The organism is Cupriavidus pauculus, assembly GCF_003854935.1.
In the GTDB taxonomy this organism is placed as follows: Bacteria; Pseudomonadota; Gammaproteobacteria; order Burkholderiales; family Burkholderiaceae; genus Cupriavidus; species Cupriavidus pauculus_C.
The window spans coordinates 1,250,530-1,263,162 of the sequence record NZ_CP033970.1 but is presented as its reverse complement, the minus strand read 5'-3'; the positions used below and the strand labels follow the sequence as shown (position 1 = coordinate 1,263,162).

At 67.5% G+C, this 12,633-nt stretch carries 11 protein-coding genes; 9 read left to right on the top strand and 2 right to left on the bottom strand.

Translation table 11 applies throughout. From position 1 onward, the window contains the following. The 3 genes from EHF44_RS23760 (at position 1) to EHF44_RS23750 (ending at position 3,411) form a co-directional block, all read left to right on the top strand. On the top strand, positions 1-1,371 hold the full coding sequence (locus EHF44_RS23760; protein ID WP_124686136.1) for a cytochrome ubiquinol oxidase subunit I: 1,371 nt from the start codon (positions 1-3) through the stop codon (positions 1,369-1,371). After that, positions 1,368-2,405, top strand: coding sequence for a cytochrome d ubiquinol oxidase subunit II (locus tag EHF44_RS23755; protein WP_124686135.1), 1,038 nt, complete (start codon positions 1,368-1,370; stop codon positions 2,403-2,405). Before EHF44_RS23760 ends, EHF44_RS23755 begins: the two co-directional genes overlap by 4 nt. A 67-nt stretch (positions 2,406-2,472) precedes the next feature. Further along, a complete protein-coding gene (locus EHF44_RS23750; RefSeq protein WP_124686134.1) occupies positions 2,473-3,411 on the top strand; it encodes an oxygenase MpaB family protein in 939 nt (312 codons plus the stop codon). Positions 3,412-3,415: 4 nt separating this feature from the next. Here EHF44_RS23750 and EHF44_RS23745 read toward each other — a convergent pair whose 3' ends face one another. Together EHF44_RS23745 and EHF44_RS23740 are read right to left on the bottom strand one after the other, a co-directional pair. Then, positions 3,416-4,969, bottom strand: a complete 1,554-nt coding sequence (locus EHF44_RS23745) for an MDR family MFS transporter (protein ID WP_124686133.1) — start codon at positions 4,967-4,969, stop codon at positions 3,416-3,418. Between the two features lie 195 nt (positions 4,970-5,164). Beyond that, a complete protein-coding gene (locus EHF44_RS23740; RefSeq protein ID WP_124686132.1) occupies positions 5,165-7,114 on the bottom strand; it encodes a methyl-accepting chemotaxis protein in 1,950 nt (649 codons plus the stop codon). Between the two features lie 930 nt (positions 7,115-8,044). On the opposite strand from EHF44_RS23740, the gene EHF44_RS23735 reads away from it, so the two are divergent. The 6 genes from EHF44_RS23735 (at position 8,045) to EHF44_RS23710 (ending at position 12,569) form a co-directional block, all read left to right on the top strand. Beyond that, entirely contained in the window at positions 8,045-8,365 is a 321-nt protein-coding gene (locus EHF44_RS23735) for an RNA chaperone Hfq (protein WP_124686131.1), read from the top strand. A 255-nt stretch (positions 8,366-8,620) separates the two neighbouring features. Continuing rightward, positions 8,621-9,802, top strand: coding sequence for a FliC/FljB family flagellin (locus EHF44_RS23730; protein ID WP_124686130.1), 1,182 nt, complete (start codon positions 8,621-8,623; stop codon positions 9,800-9,802). Positions 9,803-9,928: 126 nt separating this feature from the next. Further along, on the top strand, positions 9,929-10,300 hold the full coding sequence (locus EHF44_RS23725; protein ID WP_124686129.1) for a flagellar protein FlaG: 372 nt from the start codon (positions 9,929-9,931) through the stop codon (positions 10,298-10,300). 48 nt (positions 10,301-10,348) lie between these two features. Further along, entirely contained in the window at positions 10,349-11,770 is a 1,422-nt protein-coding gene (gene fliD, locus EHF44_RS23720) for a flagellar filament capping protein FliD (RefSeq protein ID WP_124686128.1), read from the top strand. Positions 11,771-11,787: 17 nt separating this feature from the next. Next, a complete protein-coding gene (fliS, locus tag EHF44_RS23715) occupies positions 11,788-12,237 on the top strand; it encodes a flagellar export chaperone FliS (RefSeq protein ID WP_124686127.1) in 450 nt (149 codons plus the stop codon). Positions 12,238-12,239: 2 nt separating this feature from the next. Further along, on the top strand, positions 12,240-12,569 hold the full coding sequence (locus tag EHF44_RS23710) for a flagellar protein FliT (protein WP_124686753.1): 330 nt from the start codon (positions 12,240-12,242) through the stop codon (positions 12,567-12,569). The last annotated feature ends 64 nt before the right edge of the window (positions 12,570-12,633 follow it).

Here is a 12,633-nt window from a genome sequence, read left to right as displayed (position 1 = left end):
GTGTTTGCAAGTGTCGATCCGGTGATACTGGCCCGCATCCAGTTCGCCGCGAATATCACGTTCCACATTCTGTTTCCGACCATCAGCATCTCGCTGGCCTGGGTGCTGCTGTTCTTCAAGCTGCGCTACGGCAAGACCGGCGACGAAAGCTGGATGGACGCCTACCGCGTCTGGGTCAAGATTTTCGCGCTGACGTTCGCGCTGGGCGTGGTCAGCGGCATCACCATGAGCTTCCAGTTCGGCACCAACTGGCCGGGCTACATGGAGACCGTCGGCAATATCGCCGGCCCGCTGCTGGCGTACGAGGTGCTGACCGCCTTCTTCCTGGAAGCCACCTTCCTCGGCATCATGCTGTTCGGCATGCGCCGCGTCAGCAACCGCATGCACACCATCGCCACGCTGCTGGTGGCCGGCGGCACGACGCTGTCGGCGTTCTGGATCCTGGCGCTGAACTCGTGGATGCAGACGCCCGCCGGTTTCGAGATGATCGACGGCCGCGCCCACGTGGTGAGCTGGCTGGCCGTCATCTTCAACCCGTCGTTCCCTTACCGGCTGGTCCACATGCTGCTGGCCTCTGGCCTGACCGTCGCCTTTCTGCTGGCGGGCATCTCGGCCTACCGCTGGCTGCGCCATGATCGCAGCCGCGAGGTCATGCATTCGCTGCGCACCGGCGTGATGCTGGCCGCGATGCTGATTCCGCTGCAGATCGTCGCCGGCGACCTGCACGGCCTGAACACGCTGCACCATCAGCCCGCCAAGATCGCCGCCATGGAAGGCATCTGGAAGACGGAGAAAGGCGCGCCGGCCGTGCTGTTCGGGCTGCCCAACGCCACCACGCGGCAGAACGACTTCGAGATCGCCATTCCCAAGCTCGCGTCGATCTACCTGACGCACAAGGCCGATGGCGAGATCCTGGGCATCGATGCCTTTGCCGACCGCCACCCGCCCGTGGCCCCGCTCTTCTTTGCGTTCCGGATCATGGTGGGCGTGGGCCTGCTGATGCTGGTCGTGTCGTGGCTGGGCGCCTGGCAGATCCGCCGGCGCGTCGCCCCGGCCCCTTGGCTGGCGCGCGTGCTGGTGGCGATGACGTTCTCTGGCTGGATCGCCCTGGTGGCCGGCTGGTACGTCACCGAGATCGGCCGTCAGCCCTATCTGGTCTACGGCGTGCTGACCACGGCGCAGGCGGCGTCCAAGGTGCCCGCCACGATGATCGGCAGCACGCTGGCCATGTACCTGTCGCTCTACCTCGTGCTGATCGTCGCCTACATCTCGGTGGTGTTCCACCTGGCCCGCAAGGCCGGCCAGCCCGGCGCCGGGCCGGCCATCGCCACCCCGCAACCCGTCCTCGCCCACCCCAGGAGCCAGCAATGAACCCGGCCACGATGCACGACCTGAGCCAGCCGGCCGGCTGGATGCCGCTGGTGTTTCTGGCGCTGATGGGGCTGTCGATGCTGATCTACGTGATCCTGGACGGCTACGACCTGGGCGTCGGCGTGCTGCTGCGCCGCGCCGACGATGCCGACAAGGACACCATGATCGCGTCGATCGGCCCGTTCTGGGATGCCAACGAGACGTGGCTGGTGCTGGGCGTCGGCCTGCTGCTGACGGCCTTTCCGCTGGCCCACGGCGTGATCCTGACCAACCTGTACCTGCCCGTGGCGCTGATGCTGGCCGGGCTGATCATCCGCGGCGTGGCGTTCGACTTCCGCGTCAAGGCACGCGATCCGCACAAGCCGTGGTGGAACTTCGCGTTCTACGCCGGCTCGCTGCTGGCCAGCTTCTCGCAGGGGCTGATGCTCGGGCTCTACATCACCGGCTTCCGCTACGACCTGCCCAACCTGCTGTTCGCCGTGGCCGTCGGCCTGTGCCTGGTGGCCGGCTACTGCCTGCTGGGCGCCACGTGGCTGATCATGAAAACCACGGGCAACCTGCAGCTGCGCGCCATCTACTGGGCGCGGCGCAGCCTGTGGCTCACGGCGGCCGGCGTGGCGGCCATCTCGGTGGTCACGCCGATGGTCAGCGCGCGCATCTTCGACAAATGGTTCGCGCTGCCCAACATCATCATGCTGGCGCCGATCCCGCTGCTGACGATGGGCCTGTTCGTGGCGATCGAGCGGTTCCTGCGGCGCATGCGCAACCTCCACGCGGGCGGCAACGACCGCTGGTGCTGGGTGCCGTTCGCGGGCACGGCCGTGATCTTCCTGCTGGCGTTCAACGGGCTGGCCTACAGCCTGTTCCCGTACCTCGTGGTGGACCGCATCGACATCTGGCAGGCGGCCAGCGCGCCGGAATCGCTGATGGCGATCCTGGTCGGCGCGGTGATCGTGCTGCCGACGATCCTCGGCTACACCGCCTACGCCTACCGCGTGTTCTGGGGCAAGGCCACGGACCTGCGCTACGACTGACCCGCCGACCGCGCGCGCCGGGGGTGTATGCTGGCGTACATCGCGCCATCGCCCCCGACTCGTCACCTTGGCCGCTACACCCGACCCATCGAACCGCCCGCCCGCCGGCGCCGCCAGCGGGCTGCTGCTGCAGCGGCTGCGCAGCCATGCCGGCGCGCAGGTCCGCGCGCTCACCCGCAGCAATTCCGGTCTCACGCTCGACTACGACAACCCGCCCGGCGACCCCGGCCTGTTCGGCCCGGACGCCGTCTGCTGGCGCGTCCACGCCGATTTCCCGGCGATGCTGGCGGGCGGCGTCAGCGCCCTGCTGTTGCAGGCGCTGCACCCGCGCGCGTTGGCCGGCGTGTGGGACCACTCCTCGTTCCGCACCGACATGCAGGGCCGGCTGGGCCGCACCGCGCAGTTCATCGCCGGCACCACCTACGGCAGCCGTGCCGATGCGATGCAGTTGATCGAGCGCGTGCGCCGCATCCACGCCTCGATCCGCGGCACCGCGCCGGACGGCCAGCCCTATGCCGCCGACGATCCCGAGTTGCTGACCTGGGTGCACGTGGCCGAGGTATCGAGCTTCCTGGCCGGCTACCTGCGCTACGTGAAGCCGCTGTCACTGGCCGAGCAGGACCGGTATTTCCAGGAAGAAGCGACAGTGGCGGCCCTGCTGGGCGCGCCCGACGTGCCGCGCACGCGTGCGCAGATCGACGCCTACCTGGAAGCCCAGCGCGCCGGGCTGGCCAGTACCGACCGTACGCGCGAAGTGGTGCGGCTGATCATGGCCATGCCGGTGGCCAACCCGCTGCTGATACCGGCCGTGCGGACGATGGCCGACGCCGGCGTGGCGCTGCTGCCGCCGTGGGCGCGCCAGATGCTGGGGCTGCACCGGCCGTCGCTGCGCCGCTCGCTGGCGCTGGCCGGCATGCGCGGGCTGGCGCCGACGCTGCGCTGGGCGCTGGGCCCGGGGCTGGCGGCCAGGGCCCGGCGGCGCGCGCTGGCGCCGCCGCAGGATTAGCCGTTCAATCCGCCGTCGCGGCAGCCGCCTTGGCCGCCGCGGCAGGGCTGCCGCGCAGCGTCGTCTCCTTGAGCCGCGCCACAAAGAACGGCGCGATCAGCGACACCCCCGCGCTCAGCAGGAACAGCACGCGGAACGCGCGCTCGGCGGCCACGCGCACGGCGGCGGCATCGCCCTGATCCGTTGCGGCGATGGCGCGGCGGAACATGCTCATCAGCACGTCCTCGCCACCGCTCAGGTCCGATACGGCCACGCCGCTATGGCGCAGCAGCGCGATCAGCACCGTCGTCAGCACCGCCACGCCCACCGCGCCACCCAGCAGCCGCGAGAACGCGGTCAGCGCCGTGGCGATGCCCACCTGCTGCGGCGGCACCGAGTTCTGCGTGGCCACCAGCCCGCTCGGCAGTTGCAATCCGATCGACAGGCCCAGCACGATCATGACCAGCGCCGCCGGCAGCACCGCGTGCGGCGGCGTGAACGCCAGCGCCACGATGGCCACCGGCGCCACCAGGCAGCCCGTCATCTGCAGCGGCTTGTAGCGGCCGCTCCACGACATCAGCCGGCCCGAGATATAGGCGCCGAACGGAATCGCCAGCGTCAGCGGCACCAGCCGCAGCGCTGCCGTGTCCGCGTGCGCGCCGCCCACCACCTGAAAGCGCAGCGGCAGCAGCACCGACATCGCGATCAACTGGAAGAAGCACAGGAACAGCGTCAGGCAGCAGATGGCCACGGTCGGCACGCCCAGCATCGCCAGCGGAATCACGGGATCGGTCGCGCGGCGCTCCTGCCAGACGAACAGCGCCAGGCCGACCAGTCCGGCCGCCAGCAGGCCAATCGTCTGCGGCTCCAGCGGCGAATGACCTTGCCCCAGGCGCGTCAGGAACACCAGCACGCCAGACAGGCCGCCGCCAAACAGCAGCGCGCCCAGATAGTCGATACGATGGCGGCGGCCGCTCACCGGCAGATGGCGCAGCGCGCGCCGCACCACGACCAGCGCCAGCAGCGACAGCGGAATGTTGATCCAGAAAATCCAGCGCCAGGACAGGAAGTGCGCCAGGTAGCCGCCGATCACCGGGCCGGCCATGCTCGCCACGGCCCACACGCCGCTCACGTAGCCCTGGTACTTGCCGCGCTCGCGCAGCGGCACCACGTCGGCAATGGTCGCCTGCGACACCGAGATCAGCCCGCCGCCGCCCAGCCCCTGCAGAATGCGGGCGCCAATCAGCATCGGCATGGTCGTGGCCATCGCGCACGCCACCGACGCCAGCAGGAACAGCACGATCGAGAACGTCAGCACCGAGCGCCGCCCGAGCACGTCGGACAGCTTGCCGTAGATCGGCGTGACCACGGTCGACGCCACCAGGTAGGCGGAAATCACCCACGCCATGTCCTCGAAGCCGTTCAGCTGCAGCGCGATGTCGGGCAGCACCACGGCCACGATCGACTGTTCCAGCGCGCCGAGCAGGATGGCCAGCATCAGGCCGAAGATCACCTGCATGACAGGGACATCGGGCGGCGGTGCGTCGGGAGTAAGGCTGGAGGCGGGCGCTGCGGACATGGAATGGCTCGGCTGGCAGATGAAGCCCGGCCGGGCTCCGCTGCTCTTCTGTCGGTGAAGGAGAGCCGGTATTTTATGCGACTGCTGAAAACCGTGCTTGTCCGGTCCCTTTCAGCAGTGCGCCGCCCGCCGGGGCGACAGCGGGATCACGGCCCGGCGGCTGCGCCGCCGCCGGGTAGCCCGGCGCGGACAAGGTCAGAACGTTTCCCAGTTGCCGGCATCGGCGGTGGCGGGCACCGGCGCGGCAGCCGGGCGGCGGCGCGCCGTGGCGCCCAGCACCGGTTCCTTGCGCTGGTGCGACACCGGCGCGCGCGGCGTGGCCGGCTTGGCCGGCTGACGCGACAGCACCGAATCGGCCTGCGGCTTGCGCTGCACCGGCGGACGCGCCGCGGCCGGCACGGCGGCCACGCGGGCTGCCGGCTGCGGCCGGGCGGCCGGCGCCAGACGGGCCGGCGCCGGTTGCGGCCGGGCGGCCGGGCGCGGCAGCGCGGGCGCGGGCTTGGCGGCGATCTGCCGCACCGCGCGCGGCGCAATCGTTTCCACCTCGGCCACGGCCCGGCCCACCACGCCACGGCCCGACGGGCCGCCGTGCTGGCCCAGGTCGAAGCGCGCCACCTCGGTCACCAGGCTGCCGGCCTGCTGCATCAGGCTTTCGGCGGCGGCGCTGGCCTGCTCCACCAGCGCGGCGTTCTGCTGCGTCACGCTTTCCATCTGGGTAATCGCCAGGCTCACCTGCTCGATGCCGGCCGTCTGCTCCTGGCTGGCCGCCGTGATCTCGCCCATGATGTCGGTCACGCGGCGCACGGCGCTGACGATGTCGTCCATCGTCTTGCCGGCCACTTCCACCTGCCTGGCGCCGTCCTGCACCTGACGCACCGAACCGTTGATCAGTTCGCCGATTTCCTTCGCCGCCGACGACGACCGCTGCGCCAGCGTGCGCACTTCCGCCGCCACTACGCTGAAGCCGCGGCCATGCTCGCCGGCGCGGGCCGCTTCCACCGCCGCGTTCAGCGCCAGGATATTGGTCTGGAACGCGATGCCTTCGATCACGCCGATGATTTCCGACACACGGGCCGACGACTTGGAAATACCGTCCATCGTGTCGACGACGCTACGCACCGCGCGGCCGCCCTCGGTGGCCACGTCCGACGCGTTGACCGCCAGCTGGTTGGCCTGGCGGGCATTCTCGGCGTTCTGGCGCACGGTCGACGTCAGTTGCTCCATCGACGCGGCGGTCTGTTCCAGCGACGCCGCCTGCTCCTCGGTGCGCTGCGACAGGTCCGTATTGCCGCTGGCAATCTCGCGCGCGGCCGTGTCGATCGACCCGGCCGCCTGCTGGATGCCACGCACCAGCACGCCGAGCTGGCCAAACGCCCGCTCCAGCGCGCCCAGCATGCGGCCCATCTCGTCCTGGCTACGCACGACGATGGCGTGGCCAAGCTGGCCCTGCGCCAGCGCCTCGGCGGCATCCAGCGCCTGATGCGCCGGCCGCGTGACCGACCGCGTCAGCGCCACACCCAGCAGCGCGGCGATGATGGCCGCCGCCACCGACATGCCGATCAGCACGTTGCGCGTGAACTGGTACTGGCGCGTGGCATCGGCCACCGCGGCCATCGCCAACTGGCGGCCCATCTCGGCCACGCCGTCGAGCTGTTCGAAATAGGCCGCCTGCGCGGCAGGCAGCGTCACCACCAGCCCGGCGCGCGCGCCATCGAAGGCGCCGCTGCGCAGTTGCTGCAGCACGAGGTCGAGCTGGCCGTTGTAGTCGGCGCGCGCCTTGGTCAGCGCGTCCAGCTTGCCGGCGGACTCCGGATTGGCCGATGCCCGCATCACCTTGCCCAGGTCTTCCAGCGTGGCGCTGACCTGGCCGCGCAGCTTGTTCACCTTCTCGGCGTTCTGCTCGGCCAGCGCGGGGTCTTCGGTCAATGCCGCGTCGCGCACCAGGATGCCGATCGTCAGCACCCGCTCCTTGGCCACCTTCAGTTCCATCACGCGCATCAGCCGCTGCTCCACGGCCAGATGCATCGCGTCGTTCATGCTGCCCAGCGCCCTGACCCCCACCGTGGCCACCACGGCCAGCAGCACCACCACGGCCAGGAACGCCAGCGACATCCGCGCGCCGATCCCCATTTTCCGCAAGCCCATCACTTCGTACCTTTCACGTTGTTCGCCTTGTTCGGTTTTGTGCGTGTACGCGCTGCATAAGCCCGCCAAGGGGCATCGCACCGCCCGGTATCGGCGCGGCAGGCTGGGCACTTGAGCGAAAAAATGAAATGGGGGGGAAAGTCGCTGCTCTTCCACAAATTGGTGGGGCAGCGCATGGCGTCTAATCTGCCTCGTGCACTCCGAGTGCCGCCGCAAACGGCGGACGCGGCAGGTACCGCGATCAGACGGATCGCCGCGCAGGACGCGGGCTCAAAAAAAAGAAGCCCACGCGCGGGGTGCTCGTAGGCTTTCAGGACTGCTGTGAAGGGACCGGCTGTACCCGGACCCGAACCGGGAATATAAACCCGCTTACATGAGGTGTAAATCGCGTTTCTATCAGGGATTCCCCTGATGGCGGGTGTAACGTATGGCGCACATGACTGCCAAAAGTGATGGTCCGACTCACTTTTGTACTTGTCGATGATTTACGGACGATACCCGCAAACCTTTAGCTGGCGCGGGCTGCGGGACGCGCCTCCGGCTACCGCCTGCAAGCTCGCGAGCAAAAGTGCTACCCGAATCAGAAGCATCACGCAATCGGTGAAATAGAGCAAATCCTCTAGGCCCAGCATCACCGGGGCTTCGTCAACGCTTGTAAAACTTTGTTACTCTCCCACCTGAAGTATTCCCCTTCTCTCCTGGCAGTGCCGCCACGCCGGCGCAGTTGGGCAGCGTTCGCCACTTTCGTGAAACGCTTGTCTGCTGCAATGATGGTGGCACGTCCCAGCGCCGGTTCCGAGAGCGAATGTTTCAATTCTCGCCGCCGTCGGCCTGGCCGGAACGTCACTTTTAGAGCGACGCCGCCCACAGGCCCCGACCATCGGACCGTTGTCAGCCGCCAGAACCCTCGCGGGCTCTTCCGGAGAAGTTGTGAAGAAGGAAATCAAGGCTCCCAGACCCAGCAGAAAGCTGCAGCAGTTGCAGTTCGCCGCGCACAGCGCCAGCCGCGCCGCGGTGGTTGTCCACCTGTCGAACGGCACGCGTCTCAACGGCGTGGTGCTGGCGTCGGACAACTACATGATCCTGCTGGGGCGTTCCGCGGAAGATGCCACCCCCACGCTGATCTACAAGCGCGCCATCACGGTGGTGACGCCCGCCCATGGCGCGGGCGAGGCCACGGCCATGCTGGACGCCGAGGCGTCGCCGGACTTCGTGCGCCTGTTCATCCCGCGCACCCGCAAGCGCCGCTGAGCGGCCCGGCCGGCGGCCGCCCCCAAGTGCGCGCCCCTATATATATAGCGCCGCGCGGGTGGCGCGCCGATGGCCCGGCCAAGCTGCCTGCACACGTTTTGCCTGCGCCCGCAACGCGCGCAAAAGTCACTCTAAAGTCTTCTCACCCACGGTCGATAACCTTTGCAACGGAGGCACTCTACGCCCTGCAACGCAGGCAGCCAACGTTACGGCAACTGCCGGAATGCCTAAAACATTGCAAATAGGAGTCGTACCATGGCGCAAGTCATCAACACCAACATTCTGTCGCTGCAAACGCAGAGCAACCTGAACACGTCGCAATCGTCGCTGAACACCGCAATCCAACGCCTGTCGTCGGGTCTGCGCATCAACAGCGCCAAGGACGACGCAGCTGGCCAAGCCATTGCCAACCGCTTCACCGCCAACATCAAGGGCCTGACGCAAGCTTCGCGCAACGCCAACGACGGTATCTCGATCTCGCAGACGACCGAAGGCGCGCTGACCGAAGTCAACAACAACCTGCAACGTATCCGTGAACTGTCGGTGCAAGCCGCCAACGGCACGAACTCGCAGTCGGACCTGAAGTCGGTCCAGGACGAAATCGCACAACGTCTGGCTGAAATCGACCGCGTGTCGGCCCAAACGCAATTCAACGGCGTGAAGGTTCTGGCCAAGGATCAGAAGATGACGATCCAGGTTGGCGCCAACGACAGCGAAACGATCTCGATCGACCTGAAGGAAATCACCTCGAAGACCCTGGGCGCCATGGGCTTCAACGTGAACGGCCCGCAAGGCGGCGTGACCGCTGTGACCGCTGGCGACAAGGCCGTGACCGACGTGTTCGGCGCTGGCGCAACCGCCGCTGCCGACGCTACCACCGCCAACACGACGGCTGCCCTGCGCACCGCCCTGGGCGTGTCGACCAACACGGGCGCTACCGCCTCGCTGGTCAAGGACAGCAACGGCAAGCTGTTCATGCAAGTGGCCCTGACCACGGCAACGAACGCTGCCGACGTCAAGGCACTGAACGCCAAGAACCTGGACGACACGCAAGCCAACGTGTACATCGCCATCGACTCGTCGATGGGCACGCTGAACACGACGACCGGTGTGGTTGCCATCAAGGCCGCCACGACGACGTCGGCTGTCACCAACGCTGCCACGGCCAACCCGCTGGCAACGCTGGACAAGGCCCTGGCTTCGGTCGACGCCCTGCGCTCCTCGCTGGGTGCCGTGCAGAACCGCTTCGAATCCGCGATCAACAACCTGAGCACGACGATCAACAACCTGTCGGCCTCGCGTTCGCGCATCGAAGACGCAGACTACGCAACGGAAGTGTCGAACATGACCCGCGCGAACATCCTGCAACAAGCTGGTACGTCGGTGCTGTCGCAAGCCAACCAGACCACGCAAAACGTGCTCTCGCTGCTGCGTTAATCGCCGCGCCGCAGAAAACCGGGCCGCAAGGCCCGGTTTTTTTGCCGGAGTGTTTTGCAGGCAGACCACTGCCTGCAAAACATTTCAACCGTAGTGTTATCCCTGCCCTACCGGACGGAGCTGACCATGGCATCCACCCAACCCGTTTCCATCCCGGCGGCACGCATTCCCGCCGAACCCGCCGTCACCCACGCCCCCGCGCCCGCCGCGGCGGCCGTGACCGCCGGTGCCGTCCGGCCGGCCGCCGCCGCCCAGGACATGGGTGGCCGCACCGGCCCGGGCGACATGACGGCCGCCGTCGACGAACTGGTCGACGTGCTCAAGACCACCTCCATCGGCCTGCGGTTCGAAATCGACGACACCACGCACCGCGTGATCACCAAGGTCGTGGACAAGGAAACCGGCGAACTGATCCGCCAGTTGCCCAGTGAAGAGGTGCTGCGCTTCGCGCGCGCCATCGACAAGCTCCAGGGGCTGTTCGTCAGCCAGGCAGTCTGATTCCTCGCAACCCGTCAGTTGAAGCACAACAAAAACAGGTAAAAGAACATGGCAGCGATCTCGAACATCGGCGTAGGCTCCAATCTCCAGCTTGGCGATCTGCTCGACAAGCTGGAAGCGAGCGAGAACACCCGGCTGGACGCCATCAACACCCAGGCCAAGAGCTACCAGGCCAAGCTGAGCGGCTACGGCACCGTCAAGAGCGTGCTGGACGCCTACGCGGCCGCCGCCAAGACGCTGGCCAACGCCCAGACCTACAGCGCCGTGACCGCCAAGGTGGGCAGCGACAGCGTGCTGACGGCCACCAACGACGCCACGGCCGTGTCCGGCAAGTACACGGTCAACGTCACCTCGCTGGCCGCCGCGCAGAGCGTGGTCTCCAAGCAGGTGGCCGACCAGAAGGCCGCCATCGGCGGCGGCACCATCACGTTCGACTTTGGCGAGAACCTGGGCTCGGGCGGCACGCCCACCAGCACCAAGACCGTGACGATCGGCTCGGACACGTCGCTGCAAGGCATCCGCGACTCGATCAACAAGGCCGGCATCGGCGTGACGGCCAGCATCATCAACGACGGCAGCGGCACGCCCTACCGCCTGGTGCTGACGTCGGACCAGACCGGCACGAAGTCGGGCTTCAAGGTTTCCGCCAGCGACAGCGCCGTGGGTGACGTGGTCGCCTTCGACCCCACCCTGGCCACGCAGCCCAACGGCATGTCCGAGAAGGTCAAGGCCGCCAACGCCGCGCTGACGATCAACAACATCGCCGTCACGAGCCAGAGCAACACGATCTCCGAGGCCGCGCAGGGCGTCACGCTGAACCTGAAGAGCCTGGGCACCACCAGCCTCGACATGACGGTGGACACAGCGTCGATCAAGACCGCCGTGGCCGGCTTCGTGGCCGCGTACAACAACGTGCTGACCGCCGCCAAGACGCTGACCGCCTTCGACACCGACGCCGGCACCAAGGGCGCGCTCAACGGCGACGGCACGCTGCGCAACATCCAGGCCCGCATGCGCGCCATGCTGAACACGCCGATGTCCGACGGCAACGGCAAGACCATCACGCTTTCCGATATCGGCGTGGAGTTCTCGCTGGACAGCAGCAACAACGGCACGCTGAAGGTCAACGACGACAAGCTGTCCAAGACCATCACGAACAACATGGACAAGCTGAAGGCCGTGTTTGCCGGCGTGAACGGCGCTGCCGGCATCGGCAAGACCGTGACCGACTACAACGACTCGCTGAACGCCACCGGCGGCGCGCTGTCCGCGGCCACCGACGGCATCACGTCGACGCTGAAGGACCTGGAAGACAAGTACACGTTCACCCAGGACCAGATCACCGCGACGATGGACCGCTACCGCAAGCAGTTCACGCAGCTCGACCTGCTGGTCGCCCAGATGAACCAGACCAGCAGCTACCTGACGCAGCAGTTCTCGGCCCTCAACGGCAGCAGCACCAAGAAGTAATCCAACGGAGTCTCGCCATGTTCGCGCGCCAAGGTATCAACGCCTATGCCCAGGTCGGTGTCCAGACCGGGGTCATGAGTGCCAGCCCGCACAAGCTGATCGCCATGCTGTACGACGGCGCGCGCTCGGCCATCGCCCGGGCGAAGTTCCATATGGAAAACGGCGAGCTGGAAGCGCGCGGCAATGCAATCTCCAAGGCCATCAACATCATCGACAACGGCCTGCGCGCGGTGCTGGATCACGAGGCGGGCGGAGAGATCTCCGCCAGCCTCGAATCGCTGTACGAATACATGACCCGCCGCCTGATGCTGGCCAACCTGCGCAGCGACCCGGCCCTGCTGGCCGAAGTCGACACCCTGCTGGAAAACCTGGCCTCGGCCTGGGCGGCCATCGACCCGGCGGCCCCCGCCGACGCCATGCCGCACGAGCCGGCCGTGGCGGCCCAACCCGTTTTGCAGGACAACTGATGATGTTTGCCATGTCCCCCATCGTTCGCAGCTACGAAGAGCTGCTGGTGCTGTCCGAGCAGATGCTCGACGCCGCGCGCGCGTCGAACTGGGACGCGCTGGCCGACCTGCAGAAGGTCTACATGGCCGAAGTGGACCGCCTGCGCCTACTGGACCACAGCGCGCCGTTCACCGACGCCGAGCGCCTGCGCCGCTTCCAGCTGCTGGAGCGCATCCTGGCCCACGACGCCCGCATCCGCGACCTGACCATGCCGCGCCTGGCCGAACTGGGCGCCCTGCTCAACAATTCGCGCCGCAAGCTCGAACTTTCCACGGCCTACGGCGCCGTCTGACCCACGCGCCCCCGGGCCGACCGGGGCGCCGCGCGCGCGCGTAGCGCATCCGTTCCCATCGCTG